18 protein-coding genes and 1 pseudogene are annotated in these 15885 nt (G+C 62.6%); 8 read left to right on the top strand and 11 right to left on the bottom strand.

From position 1 onward, the window contains the following. Positions 1-22: 22 nt before the first annotated feature. From ACFOW6_RS13925 to ACFOW6_RS13905, 5 genes and pseudogenes are all read left to right on the top strand, one after another. A pseudogene (locus ACFOW6_RS13925) lies at positions 23-517 on the top strand (IS5 family transposase); the annotation flags it as partial. Between the two features lie 451 nt (positions 518-968). After that, positions 969-1268: a hypothetical protein gene (locus tag ACFOW6_RS13920; RefSeq protein WP_382422999.1), complete on the top strand. Its 300-nt coding sequence runs from the start codon at positions 969-971 to the stop codon at positions 1266-1268. A gap of 240 nt (positions 1269-1508) precedes the next feature. Then, positions 1509-1829, top strand: coding sequence for an ArsR/SmtB family transcription factor (locus ACFOW6_RS13915; RefSeq protein ID WP_382422998.1), 321 nt, complete (start codon positions 1509-1511; stop codon positions 1827-1829). Then, on the top strand, positions 1829-2293 hold the full coding sequence (locus ACFOW6_RS13910; RefSeq protein WP_382422997.1) for an SRPBCC family protein: 465 nt from the start codon (positions 1829-1831) through the stop codon (positions 2291-2293). Before ACFOW6_RS13915 ends, ACFOW6_RS13910 begins: the two co-directional genes overlap by 1 nt. A 45-nt stretch (positions 2294-2338) precedes the next feature. Continuing rightward, positions 2339-2755 carry a GFA family protein gene (locus tag ACFOW6_RS13905; protein WP_382422996.1) on the top strand — a complete coding sequence of 139 codons (417 nt, stop codon included), beginning with the start codon at positions 2339-2341 and terminating at the stop codon, positions 2753-2755. 97 nt (positions 2756-2852) lie between these two features. Here the strand turns inward: ACFOW6_RS13905 and ACFOW6_RS13900 are convergent, their stop codons facing one another. Further along, positions 2853-3188 (bottom strand): Rap1a/Tai family immunity protein, encoded by a 336-nt coding sequence (locus ACFOW6_RS13900; protein ID WP_382422995.1) that lies wholly within the window; start codon positions 3186-3188, stop codon positions 2853-2855. A gap of 247 nt (positions 3189-3435) precedes the next feature. Between ACFOW6_RS13900 and ACFOW6_RS13895 the strand changes: the two genes are divergently transcribed. Then, the gene (locus ACFOW6_RS13895; protein ID WP_382422994.1) at positions 3436-3567 is read left to right on the top strand and encodes a hypothetical protein; all 132 of its coding nucleotides are present in this window, start codon (positions 3436-3438) and stop codon (positions 3565-3567) included. 62 nt (positions 3568-3629) lie between these two features. After that, entirely contained in the window at positions 3630-4148 is a 519-nt protein-coding gene (locus tag ACFOW6_RS13890) for a DUF6010 family protein (protein ID WP_382422993.1), read from the top strand. Positions 4149-4436: 288 nt separating this feature from the next. On the opposite strand, the gene ACFOW6_RS13885 is transcribed toward ACFOW6_RS13890, so the two are convergent. The 10 genes from ACFOW6_RS13885 to ACFOW6_RS13840 all read right to left on the bottom strand — a co-directional run bounded on the left by ACFOW6_RS13885 (position 4437) and on the right by ACFOW6_RS13840 (position 14818). Then, complete coding sequence (locus ACFOW6_RS13885) at positions 4437-4712, bottom strand: hypothetical protein (protein WP_382422992.1); 276 nt, start codon at positions 4710-4712, stop codon at positions 4437-4439. Positions 4713-4852: 140 nt separating this feature from the next. After that, positions 4853-5680 carry a sugar phosphate isomerase/epimerase family protein gene (locus ACFOW6_RS13880; RefSeq protein WP_382422991.1) on the bottom strand — a complete coding sequence of 276 codons (828 nt, stop codon included), beginning with the start codon at positions 5678-5680 and terminating at the stop codon, positions 4853-4855. Next, positions 5677-6849: a dihydrodipicolinate synthase family protein gene (locus ACFOW6_RS13875; RefSeq protein WP_382422990.1), complete on the bottom strand. Its 1173-nt coding sequence runs from the start codon at positions 6847-6849 to the stop codon at positions 5677-5679. The genes ACFOW6_RS13880 and ACFOW6_RS13875 overlap by 4 nt, the downstream gene beginning before the upstream one ends. Before the next feature lie 4 nt (positions 6850-6853). Beyond that, positions 6854-8008 (bottom strand): Gfo/Idh/MocA family protein, encoded by a 1155-nt coding sequence (locus tag ACFOW6_RS13870; RefSeq protein ID WP_382422989.1) that lies wholly within the window; start codon positions 8006-8008, stop codon positions 6854-6856. Between the two features lie 372 nt (positions 8009-8380). Beyond that, a complete protein-coding gene (locus tag ACFOW6_RS13865) occupies positions 8381-9100 on the bottom strand; it encodes a TetR/AcrR family transcriptional regulator (RefSeq protein WP_382422988.1) in 720 nt (239 codons plus the stop codon). 302 nt (positions 9101-9402) lie between these two features. Continuing rightward, on the bottom strand, positions 9403-10860 hold the full coding sequence (locus tag ACFOW6_RS13860) for a mandelate racemase (RefSeq protein ID WP_382422987.1): 1458 nt from the start codon (positions 10858-10860) through the stop codon (positions 9403-9405). Next, positions 10857-11699, bottom strand: a complete 843-nt coding sequence (locus tag ACFOW6_RS13855) for a sugar phosphate isomerase/epimerase family protein (protein ID WP_382422986.1) — start codon at positions 11697-11699, stop codon at positions 10857-10859. Before ACFOW6_RS13855 ends, ACFOW6_RS13860 begins: the two co-directional genes overlap by 4 nt. 4 nt (positions 11700-11703) lie before the next feature. Continuing rightward, positions 11704-12219: a tripartite tricarboxylate transporter TctB family protein gene (locus tag ACFOW6_RS13850; protein ID WP_382422985.1), complete on the bottom strand. Its 516-nt coding sequence runs from the start codon at positions 12217-12219 to the stop codon at positions 11704-11706. Next, a complete protein-coding gene (locus ACFOW6_RS13845; protein WP_382422984.1) occupies positions 12216-13724 on the bottom strand; it encodes a tripartite tricarboxylate transporter permease in 1509 nt (502 codons plus the stop codon). Before ACFOW6_RS13845 ends, ACFOW6_RS13850 begins: the two co-directional genes overlap by 4 nt. A gap of 89 nt (positions 13725-13813) precedes the next feature. Then, a complete protein-coding gene (locus tag ACFOW6_RS13840; RefSeq protein ID WP_382422983.1) occupies positions 13814-14818 on the bottom strand; it encodes a Bug family tripartite tricarboxylate transporter substrate binding protein in 1005 nt (334 codons plus the stop codon). 251 nt (positions 14819-15069) lie between these two features. On the opposite strand from ACFOW6_RS13840, the gene ACFOW6_RS13835 reads away from it, so the two are divergent. Beyond that, a complete protein-coding gene (locus ACFOW6_RS13835) occupies positions 15070-15792 on the top strand; it encodes a DUF72 domain-containing protein (protein WP_382422982.1) in 723 nt (240 codons plus the stop codon). Positions 15793-15885: the final 93 nt, after the last annotated feature.

The raw sequence follows: 15885 nt of genomic DNA, 5'->3' as shown, positions 1-15885 counted from the left end.
TCCAGCGTGGTAGCTGGGATGCATGAGCAGACCGACACCCCCGACCTACAAGACCAGTAACTGGCCGGCTTATAACGAAGCGCTCAAGCGCCGAGGCTCGCTGGCGATCTGGTTCGGCCTCGCCATGACCGGGGTGGGCGCGCCCACGGGCAAGCGCGGACGGCAGCCCCACTACAGCGACACGGCGATCCAGACATGCCTGACGATGAAGGTGCTGTTCGGCTTGGCGCCCAGGAAGACGACCGGGTTCGTCGAGAGCTTGCTGCAGCTGGTCGACCTGGACTGGGCGGTACCGGATTTCAGCACGCATTCCGGCTGCCTGAAGACGCTGGCCGTGAACATCCCATACCGTGGGTCGAAGGGGCCGTTGCACCTTCTGATCGACAGTACCGGGATCAAGATAGAGGGCGAAGGCGAATGGCCTGCGCGCAAGCACGGTGGCCTGAAGCAGCGCGTCTGGCGTAAGATACAGTTCGGAATCGACGAGCAAACGCTGGAGGTTCGGGCTGTCGAGGTTGACGTGATGCTGTGAACGGCGAGCCTTATAGCGAACACGCCAAGCTGGTCTCTAGTTGTCCCCGACCTTCCCGAGTGAGGGAAACCAGTTCCTGGAAGCCACTTGTCGCCGGGAGGAGATCCATTCTATCGGTGGCTGTAGCGAGACAGACCCGACTCAGCGGGCTGGGCATGTCAGTGATCCTGGGCCCAAGGAACCAGTTAACAGCGACTGTCAAGTGGTACAGCTTGGATTTTGTCAAGAGGGCTATCTTATTGATTTAATTGAGCTCTTGTTCCAGATGGCGCCCGGGAGACGAATCACTCCCTCTCCGCCATTTTCCTAGATGTCCGACCCGGAGAGATAGGTTACAGATTGTACCTGAGACATGGGTTACCCCCTTTGAGCAAAAGGGTTGCTTATGGTCTGCAAGGTTCTCTGCTCCAGGTCGATATATCCCAGATCATAGTGCATGAAGCTTACGAGCCAAATGCCGTCATCGACTTCTTCCGTTATGCCGAGCCTTTCGCGCGACCTCGTCCGCCATCGCTGCATCGGTTGTCGGCCCGCGCCGCAGTCCGCGCCCTATCGATGGGAATTCGAGGAGGACGGCATCCCCTTCGACGTCGCAGTCGAGCCGCAGATCACCACCAACGACCTCTGGTTCATGCTGCGCAGCACGCTCGCCGGTGCCGGAATCACCTTCGCGACCGAGGGAACATTCCGGCCGAACTTCTGGGGCCAGTCGTCGGCGCGACGCTTCCGGCCCTGATTCCTCTTGTCACCCTGGGGATCGGCACGGTCGTACTGCAGGAGGCCGCGGGGGTCAGCGAGATGGCATCGGCGAGCGTGACCGCAGCAGGTGTCGCGCTGATTCTCGCCGGTAACCTTCCCGCATACCAGCTTTGGCGGTCTGTTTTCTCAAGGTTTCAGCCGGAAACAGCCCCTGACAATTGCTCCTTGACATGCAGGTAAATACCTGCATATTAGGTTTCAAATATACGCAGGACCTATGGACAAGACTGACAAGGTATTCAAAGCGCTGGGCGACCCGACACGCAGGAAGCTGCTTGATCTTCTTTGCGAGAAGAACGGGCAGACCCTCGGCCAGCTTTGCGAAAACCTGAACATGGCCCGGCAATCCGCCACCCAACACCTCGAGATATTGGAGGCGGCCAATCTGGTGAGCACAGTCCGACGTGGCCGGGAGAAGCTGCATTTCATCAACCCTGTGCCGCTCCACGAGGTCTACGAACGATGGGTGCGGAAATTCGAACGTCAACGGCTCAGCCTGCTTCACGATCTGAAGAAGGAACTCGAAGGAGAGGAATAATGACCAAAGAGACGACCAGCTTTGTTTACGTGACCTATATCCTCTCCACACCGGAAAAGGTGTTCGAGGCCATAACGAAACCGGACGTCGCTAGGCGCTACTGGGACCACGAGAACGTCTCTGACTGGACGCCCGGATCGAAATGGGAGCATGTCCGTGCCAATGAGGAACGGACTGTCGAACTCGTCGGCGAGGTCATCGAGGTCTCGCCGCCGACCCGTCTCGTCATCACCTGGGCAAACGCGTCGCAGGCCTCCGATCCGGCCAGCCATAGCCGGGTGACGTTCGAGATCGAGGAATACGAGAACATGGTCCGGCTGACCGTCACCCATGACGAACTCGAAGCCGGCAGCGGCATGGCGAAAGGCATCAGCAAGGGTTGGCCGGCCGTCCTCTCCAGCCTGAAATCCTTCCTGGAAACCGGCCGCGGGATTGACCTTTCCGCCAAGCCAAAATCGGCTTGAAGCCTTGCGACGCCACTTGTGAAACCTGCCAGCGGGAGACTGACGATGACCAGATCCTATACCGGCGGATGTGCCTGCGGCGCAATCCGCTATGAAACGACCAGTGAGCCCATTTTCCAGAACCACTGCCAGTGCCGCGATTGCCAGAAACGAAGCGGCACGGGACATGCCTCCTTTCTGACCTTCCCCCGGCAGGCCGATGTAACGATCACGGGCGACGTGAAAACCTGGCGGGTTGCGGGCGACAGCGGGAACGAAAAGATCCACGCCTTCTGCCCGACCTGCGGAGCACCGGTCTACCTGATGCTCGCCGCAATGCCGGAATTGATCGCGGTCCACGCGGCCAGTCTTGACGACCCGGGCCGGTTCAATCCGCAGGTGGTCACCTACAGCATCCGCGGCCATGCGTGGGACAGGCTCGATCCCTCGTTGCAGACATTTGAGCGATTGCCGACCGGATAGAGTCCGTTGGAAGCACTCCGAAACAACGGCACATAAAAAGAATCCCCACCACCAGGGGCAAGGCAAAGCGAGACAGCATGGCCTATAGGATGGATCGTCACCCGTCGCAGGGGTAAGTCCTCCTGGCGGCCGCAATGGCCGTCGCAGGTATCTCCGCCTCCCGCAATTGTCGATCCGCCTCGATCGTATGGATCACAGTCTCTGCCGCCTCTCCCATGGTCATGGTTTCCTCCGGCGGGCAGATGTGCTGGATCAGAATCAGGGTATCGAGAATGCCAAGTACGTAATTGATCGACATCTCACGGGCTACGGGGCCCGCCTTGTAATCCAATATCAGATTATCCCCTGTCAGCGGCTCCGCATCCTCCGCACCCGCCACGCTGGCGAATGTCAGGACCATCGCTGCGGTTATGCTTGCCAGCAGGTGTCTCATGGCGCTCCCTCACTCTTTATATCCTGCCCCATCATCCCTCACGCCTCCGGAGTATCTGTTCCGGAGAGACCGGTAACGGATTGTACCAGAGACATGGCCTATACCCTTTCAGCAATAGGGGCCTCAGGGTCAATACGATCAACGGGGCTGCGCTTCCCAGGCTGTCGAGGGATGCGGCGCGCCTGGTTCTTGGGGCGACTTGCGTTTACTTGGCATGCCTGGATCAGACCTTTGTGGGCTCCGGGGCATGTCGGCCCCGAGCCTGAGGCTGACATCGGACAATGCCACGGGCTGGCGCTGGCGCGACCACAGGGTGCCGGACGGCTACGGCATCTCGGCCTCGGGACTGAACTGCCCGCGCGATATCAAGGACGGTTAGAGTGAGCATGCCAAGTAAACCGTGCCAATCCCGCACCTTGCACATCAATCCGCGCCGCGCGTATGCTACCATATGTGGCGGGCTCCCCTACTCGATACCCGCGCCGGCTACATAATCACTGTCAGGCCCAGATCGAAGTTCTTTGCATGTGGATAGTTTGGCTACCAGCTGGCGTCATTCTTGCCGTCATCTTCATACTCGTGGCCCGCACCCTTAACGAGCCAAAGGTATTCGCTATTGTCCTGATTGTGGCCGCCCTTATCTACGTTGGGTTTGCGGTCTTCGGTGGTGCCCCCGGAGCGCGGGTCGCACTCGAGATCCTTGGGGTCATCCTTTACGGTACAGCGGCAGTGCTTGGCTTGCGCGTCACCCCCTGGTGGCTGGCTATTGGTTGGGGTGCCCATCCAGTTTGGGACGCAGGAGTGCAGCTGTTTGGCGGGGGGCATGCGTTTGTGCCAGGCTGGTACGCCATCAGTTGCATAAGCTTTGATGCGGTTCTGGCACTGTACATCGCATATCAATGCAGTCGGCCTGGGCCTGACAATTCCTTCAAGCCGACGTCGCTTCGCCACAGGGCTTAGTTCAGGCGTCAGCGCGTCAAGGTCCGATGGTGGATCGGCAGAAGACATTCGGAGAAGACATACAAGGAAATCGAGGTCCTGCTGTTGCCTCACCTCGAGTGCGGTATAGGGGAGCGCGGGCTCTGTTTGCACCTTATCCGCCACAAGCCCGATCGCACGAGAGCTTGCTCACATTGGGCGCCTACAGCCATACGCTGCACCGCTTCTGTCTTGAACGCGCGGCTGTACTGGAACTCGGCCCAAAGTGCCCCTTCCGGACGACTTCACCCTCCCAGAGTTCAGCGGGCATCACGTCAGGGTCAGTACGATCAGCAGGACCGCGCTCGCCCCCCGTGCGAGGTTCGCATGCTGGGCCGGCCCGTCATACTGGTCCGCCGACCTCCAGACACCGACCATCACCGCAAGATTGTAGGGCACGGAAAGGCCATAGCCTGCGATCAACGCCAGCCATGGCAGGTCGAGCGTGATCAGGACGAGAAACAGGCCGCTGCTCGAGAGATTGACCAGGAGGCCGCCGAACACCGCCCAGGTCCAGAAGGCATCGCCAAGGGAAAGGTCGCCCATCCAAAGGGCTCGAAGCTTTTTCATCGTCGCGAGTATAGAGTCGGCCATTCCACCCGGCCAGCCCCCGTACCGGCCAGTCATCGTGAGGGCAGGCTCGACTCTCGGAACGCTCGGGGCAGGCCGTTTCGTGGCTTGTCCACTCACACCACGGAGTCGTAGCGCTCTCGGCAGGTGGCGAGCACCTCCTCGGGCGGGCGTTTCCACCAGTCCTCGGAGCTGAAGATCTCCACTTCCGCATGACCGGAATAGCCGGTTGCCTGCACCTCCTTGCGGATGCGCGGGATGTCGATGACCCCGTCGCCCATCATGCCGCGATCCATCAGCAGATCGCGCGTGGGCACCAGCCAGTCGCAAATGTGGAAGGCGAGGATGCGGCGGCCGGCCCGGACAATCTCATCCGAAAGCGCAGGATCCCACCAGACATGATAGACGTCGAGCGCGATCCCCAGGCCCTCGCCGAGCTCGTCGCAGAGGTCGTTCGCGTGAGCCATGGTGTTCACGCAGGCCCGGTCGGCGGCATACATCGGATGCAGCGGCTCGATGGCCAAAGGCACACCTGCCTTCCTTGCTTCCGGCAGCAATACGCCCAGCATGTCCCGCACCTGGGCCCGCGCCCCATCGATATCGCGGCTGCCGGGCGCCAGGCCGCCAACGACGAGCACGAGGCAGGCCGCTCCAATACGCGCCGCCTCCTCGATGGCCCGTCGGTTGTCGTCCAGGACGGCCTGGGTGCCGTCCGCCTCTGCCCGCGTGAACATGCCGCCGCGGCACAGCCCGGTGACGGCGAGCCCCTCTCCCTCGATCATCCGGGCCGTCTCCTCCAGCCCGGTCGCGGCGACCTGGTCCCGCCAGGGCGAAATGCCGGTAATGCCGGCCGGACGGCAGGCCGGGATCATCTCCTCGAGGCCCCACTGCGCGCGTACGGTCGCGGTGTTGAGAGACAGGCCGGCAAGCGCCTCGCCAGTCATGGGTCCACACCCGCATGCACATCCAGCCAGGCCGAGAAGCGGCGGACGGCAGCGTCCGGCTCGCGCAGCAGCCCCGCCTGGTCGGCCAGACGGAACAGTTCGGCAAAATGGATGGCCGAGCGGGCGCTTTCCTGACCCCCGACCATCGAGAAGGCCGGCTGATGGCCGTTCAGCCACGCCAGGAAGACGACACCGGTCTTGTAGAAGCGCGTGGGCGCCCCGAAGATGTGCCGTGACAGCGGAACCGTCGGCGCCAGCAGGCGGTCGAACTCCTCCCGGTCGCCGGCGGCGAGGCTCTGCAGCGCCGCCGCCGCCACGGGGGCAATGGCATCGAAGATGCCGAGCAGTGCGTCGGAGTGGGTCTCACCGTCACCGGCGATCAATTCGGGGTAGTTGAAGTCGTCCCCGGTGTACATGCGCACGCCTTCTGGCAGGCGTGCCCGCATGGCGACCTCCTTGTCCTTGTCCAGGAGCGAGATCTTGATCCCGTCGACCTTGTCGGCGTGGGCGGCGATCACATCCAGGCAGACCTCCATCGCCTGCCAATGGTCGCCGCGGCCCCAGTATCCCTCCAGGGCGGGGTCGAACATCTCGCCAAGCCAGTGGAGGATGACAGGCTCCCGAACGCTTCCCAGGACCCTGTCATAGACGGTGGCATAGTCATCCGGGCTTGTGGCGTTTGCCGCCAACGCCCGGCTGGCCATCATGATGATGCGGCTGCCGGCCGCTTCCACCGCCTCGGCCTGGTCCATGTAGGCCTTCACCACGTCATCCAGGCCAGAAGCGTCGGCCGGGCTCAGATGGTCGGTTCCGACACCCGAGAAAAGCTGTGCATCGGATCGAGTCCTGGCCTCGGCGACGCTGCGTTTTATGAGCTCGAGCGCGCTGGGCCAGTCGAGCCCCATGCCCCGCTGCGCCGTGTCCATCGCCTCCGCAACCCCCAGGCCCAGGTCCCAGAGGTAGTGGCGATAGGCCATGGTCCGATCCCAGTCCAGGGCGGTCTCGAGCCAGGGGTCGACCGCCGCCAGCGGCTGCGGCACCACATGAACCGCTGCGATGGCCCGACGATTGAACCGCAAGGCCTCCGACGACGGGGGCGCCGCCGGGGTCCCTCTCAGCGTGTAGTCGGTCACCGTGCCGTTCGCATCGGGAAGCCTGATCTTCGTCATTGCCTCACCCTCCGATTGCCGGAATATCGACCCAGCGCCGCTCGCGCCAGCTCTGCAGGCCGAGTTCGGCGAGCTGGACTCCCTTCGCACCCTCCTTGAGGTCATGCGCGAAAGGAGCATCCTCCAGCACGTGGCGCAGGAACATCTCCCACTGGTGCTTGAAACCGTTCTCATAGACCCGGTTGTCGGGCATCCGCTGCCAGTCGGCGAAGAAATTCATGGTCTGGCGTTCGTCCGGATTCCAGACGGGGCGCGGCGTCACCTGGCGGGGCTGAATCCAGCAGTCGAACAGGCCGGCCACGGCACTGCCCCTGGTGCCGTCGACATGAAAGGTCACGAGGTCGTCGCGCCTGACCCGCGTGGTCCAGGAGCTGTTGATCTGCACGACAATTCCCCCGGCCAGCTGGAACGTGGCATAGGCCGCGTCGTCGGCATCGGCCTGATAGCGCGCACCCTGCTCGTCCGCCCGCTCGGGAATATGGGTCGCGCCCAGGCAGCTCAAAGACTCGACCTCGCCGAACAGGTTGTCGAGCACATAGCGCCAGTGCGGCAGCATATCGAGGGTGATTCCGCCGCCCTCCGCCTTGCGATAGTTCCAGGAGGGGCGCTGCGGAGGCTCATCCTCGCCCTCGAACACCCAATAGCCGAACTCGCCACGCACCGACAGAATCCGGCCGAAGAAACCGCTGTCCACCAGGGACTTGAGCTTGAGCAGGCCGGGCAGGAAGAGCTTGTCCTGCACCACGCCGTGCTTCACGCCCGCGGCTTCCGCCGACTGCCACGCACTTACCGCCTCGTCCAGCGTCTCGGCGACCGGCTTCTCGCAATAGACATGCTTGCCCGCCTCCACCGCCTGCCTCAGAAGGCCGGCGCGGAGCTGCGTGGAGGCGGCGTCAAAGAACACGGAGTCACCCGGATCGCCAAGGGCGGCATCGAGATCCGTGGTCCAGCGCTCGATGCCGTGCGCCTCGGCAAGCGCGGCGAGCTTTCCCGCATTGCGCCCGACGATAATCGGGTCCACTTGCACCTTCCGCCCGTCGGAGAGCGTGACGCCGCCCTCATCGCGTATGGCAAGGATTGAGCGTATGAGATGCTGGTTCATGCCCATGCGTCCAGTGACGCCGTGCATGACAATGCCGATGCGTTCGGAATGGCTCATCGTTTCCTCCCGGTCTTGTTCCAGCCGAGCCGGCACTCTGTCGTGCCGTCGGCAAGCTCATGGTCATTCAGTTTGGGATAGGCGGCATACGCGTGCCCCTCGGCGGTGGCTGGCCCGGCCTCGACCCGCTTGCAGGGAGACCGCCAACGGAGGGCTTCGAGACGGCCCGCGCCGCTCACCACGTCCTGAAGGTTCGCACTCACGCGGGCGCCCGGCAGAGCCCGCTGGCGGCATGTGTCGGAAACGGAAGTGAAGGCGGTCTCTACACCCCTCGCGCACCAGGCTGTAGGGACTGCGACAGGAACCTCGTAAGCGCACATATCATCCTCAAGTAACCGACCGGTTACTTGTAACCCTGCACCCCCGAGGGCGTCAATCGATCTGGCGCAAATATCCGAGGATCACGTCGATGACATGCTGCCGCCGCTGCTCGAGCTCCGGGCGCGAGGCAAGATCCCGGCTGAAGATGGCGGAGAGGGTGAAGCGATTGGAGAAGAAGAAATAGCTGATGCCGGCAATCGATATATAGAGCTGCACCGGATCGACGCCCGAGCGGAATTGGCCGGAGGCCTCGCCTCTCTCCAGGAGCTCCTGGATCATGTCGACGAGTGGCATGTTGAGCGAACGCGCCTTGGCTGAACTCTCGACATGCACGCCTTCATACAGGTTCTCCTCGTTCAGCAGCTTGGCGAATTCGGGATGCCGGTGAAACCAGTCGAAGCTGAAGCCTACAAGTTGCGCCATTGCGTCCACGGGATCGCGCTGGGTCAGCCGCAAACGCTTCTCGCTGCCGCGAATATCGGCGTAGGCCTTCTCCAGAACCGCCTGGAACAACCCCTCCTTGCTGGAGAAGTAGTGATAGATCATGCGCTTGTTGGCCCCGGACCGGCGTGCGATCTCGTCCGTTCGGGCCCCTTCGAGACCCTTGGCGGCAAACTCCTCCGTCGCCGCCTGGAGAATCCTGCGGCGCGTGCGCACCGGATCGCGTGTCGTGACGGTTTTGCGGTCCTTGCCCGTCCTGGAGTCCACCTCCGCCATGATCTCAGCGTCCACCGGTCCGGGAACTGGGAAGGCCGGGCCTTGCGAGGACACTGCCCGCCTCCGGCAACGGGGCCGCGACAGGCGGAATGACCCGGAAGAGAAGAGACCTGGCGCGTCGGGCGGCCCCTTCAGGCAACCACCCCAGGAAGGCCGGCCTTGCCGCCCGTCTGGGGGGACCCGCTGAACAGGCCCTGATATCACGCTGCCAAATCATCCTCGTTTCTCCCCCGCCATTGGTCCCGTCCTGCGTATCATCACGATGCGGGAGGGCCCATGCAACACTCTCCAAGAGCCGGATGATCCCGGGATACAGGACAACCTTGCCGTAAGGAGGCTTTCTAAAAACCCGGACGCTAGCTGTCCTCTCTCGCAAGCATGTCAAAACTCCAGGTCTCCTCCGGAATCGCTGTCTCCAGGGACGGCGGCGTACCGACGCCCAGGCCCGGCAGCTGAAGCGACGACACCTGCAGGCCCCCTTCGGAAATCCGTAGCGAGACGCCCCCCGCCCGGCGTTCGTATAGGTCGGGATGGGCGGCGAGGGCCGCTTCCTGGGTCTCACCGGGCAAGTGGTCCAGGCCGCGGAAATAGTGATGCCCGTTGCGTTCCACATGCGGGATTCCCAGCGTGGCGACCACGGCCAGGTCGGCCTGAAGCGGCACCACCGGCAGGGTGGTCAGATCCTCCGCCGAGAGGAAATAGCGCTGCTCTCCTGCCTGCGAATTGAGCCGATGCGCAAGCGCGCTATTCACCAGGGACCGGAAAACGCCCTTGCAGTTCTTGTGACTGACCCCGTGATAGCCAAGGCGTGTCGCCTCGTGAAACGCCGTGGTCCAGCCATCCGCTTCATCGATGATGAGGGGGCGGCCGATGGTGGCGGCTGCCTCAGGTCCGATCACCTCGTCCATGGCGACGTCCCGTGTCAGGGGCTGCTCGATGAAGAGGATGGCCTTGTAGAAGTCGGCCAGCGCAGGCGTCGCGCGAATGTGCTCCATCAGCTCGGCGAAACCGTCGATGCTTCTGTACTGTTCGTTGCCGTCCAGACTGATGGAGACCGGACGGTCGTGCTGGCGAAGGATCTCGGCGATGCGCGTGAGGCGATCTATGTCTTTGTCCGCCTCTCCGGAAACCTTCACCTTGAGATAGCGCAGCTTGTCCTCGTGCAGGTAGGCTTCCAGGGTCTCGGGAAATCCGTCATCGATCCGTGCATCCGGTTCGACGTCCGCCGCCGAAAGGGGATCGACAAGGCCCACCGTGTGGCGCAGGGCGACCCTCTCGAGCGGCGTCTCCGGAAGCGCGGCCAGCATGTCGTCGGAGGAGAGTTCCGGCAGGACCTCCTGGGGCCGGATGCCAAGCGTATCGTCATGGACCATCCGGTGGAAACTCTGGCCCGAGAGGCGCCCCGCGGCATCGATGATGGCCCGCTCCACCATCGAGGAGGCGAAGGAGGCGCCCAGGCGATTGAAGCCGGTCTCGAGGACGACACGCTCTATCTCCGGATGCAGACTGCGCCACAGGGCGAAGGGTGTGTCCGCCTCCGCCTGCTGATAGATGGCCCGGGCCTCGCGCATGGCCGACAGAAGGTCATGCACATTGTCGGCCGCCGTCTTCTCGGGCCGCTTGTCAAACCACTTGTAGGCCAGGAAATCGCCGGCATATCCACGCTCGCGCCGGCCGTCCGTCGTTTCCACCGTCACTTCCAGCGTCGCCACGGGCGCCGCTGTCATGGTGACGACGCCGAACCGGAACGGCATGCGCGTGAATGCATTGTGGATGCCGACCCGGCTGTCGACCACTTTCAGCCGCAGCGTCATGTCTCCTCCTTCAGAATTTCCAGCAGGCCCTTGAGATAGCCAGCGTTGACGGCCGCCGTCGTGGGGCCGTCGGGCTCGTAGATGAATGGTTCGGCGGACAACGCGCCTTCATATCCCACGTCTCTCAGGGCCCGGAGGATGGGCCCGAAGCGGTCCTCCCCCTGCCCGGCGGCGCGGCGATTGCGATCATTGACCTGAACGTGTGCGAGACAGCCGGACGGCCACCAGTCGCGAATCACCTTGTCCACCGGCTCGCTCTCGGCCCGCCCCGCGGCGGAGGTATCAATCATGGTGCGCAGGGCCGGGTTGTCGATTTCCTTCACGATGGCCACTGCCTCGCTGACCGTGTTGACCAGTGCTGTCTCGGAGGGGGCAAGCGGCTCGATACAATAGACGACACCCGCCTTTCGTGCGGCCTCGCCAACCGAAGCGAGGCACTCGACGAGGTTTGCACGCGCCGCATCCGGGCTCTCCGCATCTTCAACCCGTCGCGCCGGCGGAGAGCCATGAACCAGCACGCGGCCGCCCAGCTCGGCACAGAGCTCTACCAGGTTGTGGAGCACGTCCACCGTGCGTCGGCGCAGCTCGACATCGCTCGTTGTCACCGACAGGCCCCTGGGGGCGACCAGAAGCCAGTGCAAGCCGACGATCGAGAGGCCGTGATCCCCGGCAATCTGTCTGATCTCCCGACGTTTGGCAGCGGGCAGCTCGTGCGGGGTCTCCGGATCGAAGGTGAAGGGCGCGAGTTCCAGCCCCTCATAGCCGAGCGCCGCCGCGACCCGGCATTGCTCGGCAAAGGGAAGATCTCGCAGGACTTCGTTGCAAAGTGAAAGATACATGAAGCTATCCCGGTAAGCGCACGTAGAAGAGCGTTTCGAAGATGTAACTGACGGCGAAGGCGCAGATCACTGCCAGGACCAGGGCCGAAGCGATCGCCCGCCAGGACGGCCTGCGACCCAACGCCAGCGCTTCCGTCGTGACGATAAAGGCGAAGACGAACAGGCCAGTGCCCAGCTGGAACGGCGTCCAGACGAAAAGGACGATGGCATAAACCAGGGTCAACACAAGCGTTACCGCCATGCGTCGCGTGGCCGAGCTGGTCAGGAAATCGGCAAACGCCTGACGCGAAAGACCAAGCCGCCAGCCCCCCGCGGCAACGGAGCGGACGAACAGGATGATCCCGCAAAGCGCCAACAAGGCTCCCAGGAAGCCCGGCACGATACCCGGCAAGGAGTAGGGATTGACGTCCACCCCCTCCATGCGGGTCATCCGCAAGCTCTCCACCAAAACAGCAACGCCGAAGGCAGTGAGAATGATGGAAAACACGAAATCGAGCCGTGTGAGGAGACCAGGCTTCATGAGGAGACCTCCTTCGAACGCCGGCGCGAGAACAAACGCCGCACCGGCGGTATGGAAAGAACCACGAGAAGCAGGAGCGAGACCCACAGCACCGCACTTACCGGGCGTAAGAAAAAGGGAGTTGGATCGCCGTCGGAGAGAACGAGTCCGCGGCGCAGATTCTTGTCGAGAAGGTCGCCGAGCACGATACCCAGGATCAGGGGCGCCATCGGATACTTCATCTCGCGCAGGAGGAAGCCGAACACGCCAAAGAACAGCATGATCCAGACGTCGAACAGCCGGCTGGAAATCGCGAAGGCGCCGACCGTGCACAGCACGAAGATGATCGGCATCAGCCGCTCGCGTTTCACCTGGAGTATCAGGAGCAGCGGCTTGGTCATCAGAAGACCGAGGATCGCCATGGCCACCGTGGCCATGAAGACCATGGCGACAACGCTGAAGACAAAGTCCGGCGACTCGATCATGATCATCGGTCCCGGACGGATGCCATGAATGATCATCGCGGCCAGGAGTACGGCAGCCGGAGCGGAGCCCGGCACGGCGAGTGTCAGAACGGGAATGAGGGCGCCCGATACCGCCGAATTGTTCCCGGTCTCGGCCGCGACCAGCCCCTCTACCGAGCCGTGCCCGAACTTGTCCTTCTCCTTCGAGCTATGGCGGGCGGCGGCATAGCTGCCCCAGGCTCCCATGTCTTCGCCAACGCCGGGAATGAGTCCCATGAAGGTCCCGATCAGGCCCGAGCGTATGGCGGTGATCTTGTAACTCAGGGCAGAACGGATGCCGGAGAGGACACTGTCCATCTTGGTCTGCACCACGGTATATGCGTCCTGTCGCATGACGGACAGGAGTTCGGCAAAGCCGAAGGCGCCGACCATGGCTGGCAAGAGGCCGATGCCGCCCGCAAAATCCGTTGACCCATAGGAAAAGCGTGCCACCGCATGGATGCCTTCCTGGCCGATCATGGCGACGAACAGGCCCAGAAAGCCGGAAATCCATCCCTTGATGGGATCGTCGAACGCCGTGAGCTGTCCGGCCACCACCACACCGAACAAGGCCAGCCAGAAGAACTCGTAGACACCGAAATCGAGTGCAAATTCGGCGAGTGCCGGCGCCACTAAGGCGAGTCCGAGGATGCCGATGATGCTGCCGATGAACGAGCCGCTCGTGGCAATCGCCATGGCCGATCCGGCCTTTCCTTGCCGGGCGAGCGGAAATCCGTCCATGGAGGTCGCTGCATTGGCCGGTGTGCCGGGAATGTTCAGAAGAATCGCACTGCGGCTGCCGCCATAGATCGCCCCAACATACATGCAGATGAGGATCAGGATCGCACGCCCCGACTCCATATCGAACGTCAGGGTTGTCATGAGGGCCACGCCGAGTGTGGCGGTCAGGCCCGGCAGCATGCCAACGATTATACCGAGGAGCGTCGCCCAGAAGACATCCAGGATCTGAATGCTGGTGACGATATCGGCAATGGCGTCGAGGAAATAGGTGAGACCCTGCATGGAAAGGCGATCATGTTCCCTGGAAGCACAAACGTGGGCACTCTCCGAAGCGGGTTAGCTCCGGAGAGTGCCATGGAGTTGGCAGGGCGTCACTCCGGTCTCTCGATGCCGAACTCCTCCGGGTTGTTCTCCGCCTTGTTGGCATCGTACAGCAGCCAGGCATTCTGCCGCAGGATCGGGCGCGCCTTTTCCTGCGCCTCCTCGCCATAGGAGGGATCGAAGATTGCGCCATTCTGAGCTGCATACTCCTGCAGCTCCTCGCTGTTCGCGATCTGGTTTTCCCAGATCTCATCCATTGTCGCCTTGACGTTCTCGGGAATGTCCTTGGGGGCCCAGATGCCGAAATAGTTGTTTGCGGTCACGATGTCGGGAATCCACTCGGTGACCGGCGGAATTTCACCGTAGCCCTCGATCTCCAGAGGCGTATCCGCAAGGACAGCCAGCGGCTCGATGCGGCCGCCCCGGATCATTTCAGCCTGTTCGGACGCGAGCTGTGTGGTGATGTCCGTCTCACCCGAAACCGTTGACAGCACCGCAGGATTTCCGCCGTCATAGGTCGCATGCCGATACTCTACGCCGGCCGCTTGAGCGATCGCTTCCATCGCATTGTGACCGCCTGATGTCGTCCCTGCGGTGGCAACCGTGATCTCGCCTGGATTCTCTTCCATCGCGTCGATCAGGTCTCCGAAATTCTCGTATCCCGCATCGGGATTGGCCCCTACCACCGCGACATTCGCGATGTGGAGATAGAGCCGCCACTCCTCGATCGGTACATCGAGCATGCCGAGGACCGGATAGCTGCCAAGATCCACGGCCGCGCCAGCCGTCCAGGTCAAGCCATCTCGATCTGCCTCCCAGGCATTCGTCGTGCCCACCGAGCCTGAAGCGCCCGGTTGGTTCGTAACCACAACGGTCTGGTCGAGTGCCTCTTCAAGCTCACTCGCCAGCACGCGCGTGACACTGTCGGTGGACCCACCTGCCGACCAGGGCACGATAATCGTTACCGGCTCCTCCGGTTGCCAGGATCCCTCTTGAGCGGCCGCCGGAGCGGCCATGAAGATCGCTGCAGCCGTCGCCATAAAAGCACGCCTCATTGTTTCCTCCCTATAATCTTTGAAGCTGACATAAGTAACCAGCTGGATACTTGAGAGAATGAAGTGGTGAAAGTTAAGCTGTCAAGAATGCATCCATTAAATTATCGCCTACACAAACGGCGGCCTTCCTTTGCAGTGACGTCACGCCACCACATATGTGGAGCACTATCGAAACCGGAAGACAGAGGCGACTCCTGGATCCGGCGACGACAGACGGGAAGCGCCCGTCTTCATCGTGAGCAGGGATTGCGATGATTCACGTTGGCACCTCCGGCTGGCACTACGATCACTGGGTGGGGCCGTTCTACCCTGAGGGCATGAATTCGAGCGACTTCCTCCCCTTCTACGCGGAGCGCTTCGAGACGGTGGAGATCAACAACACCTTCTATCAGCTTCCCGATCCCGAAACCCTAGCGCGCTGGCGCGACGCCACGCCGGCGGGCTTCCGGTTCGCCTGCAAGGGCAGCCGCTACATCACGCACATGAAGAAGCTGAAGGATCCGCAGGAGAGCACGAAGCGCTTCTTCCAGGTGGTGGAGGCGCTGGATGCCAAGCTTGGCCCGATCCTGTTCCAGCTGCCGCCCCGCTGGCGCGCCGATGTCGAACGACTCACGTCTTTCCTTGCGGCCCTGCCCGATAACGGCCGCTATGCCCTCGAGTTCCGCGACGAGTCCTGGTTCACCCCCGAGATCTACGATGCGCTGGACCGCGCGAAGGCCGCCTTCTGCATCTATGACCTTGCCGGCACCGGCACGCCGGTCGAGGTGACGGGCGACTTCGCCTATGTCCGGCTGCACGGCCCGGACGAGTCCTACAACGGCAGCTATTCCGACCAGGCCCTCTCCGAGTGGGCCCGCCGCTTCCGGCAATGGCAGGCGGAAGGCCGCGACGTCTACTGCTTCTTCAACAACGACCAGGAGGGCCACGCCGCCCGGGACGCGCAACGTCTGAAGGCGATGCTCGCGGGGCAGTGACCCCAGCTTTCCCTTGCCTCCTACACTCTCGCGCGCTCATAGTCCGGGCTGCCGATACATCGGTTCTGCCATTGCCCATCCCGCCAAACAAAG

Origin of the sequence: Fodinicurvata halophila (genome assembly GCF_042651425.1) — a bacterium.
Classification (GTDB): domain Bacteria; phylum Pseudomonadota; class Alphaproteobacteria; order Kiloniellales; family DSM-21159; genus Fodinicurvata; species Fodinicurvata halophila.
Note: the sequence above shows the minus strand (reverse complement) of the source record. Positions and strands in the feature narration are given on the sequence as shown.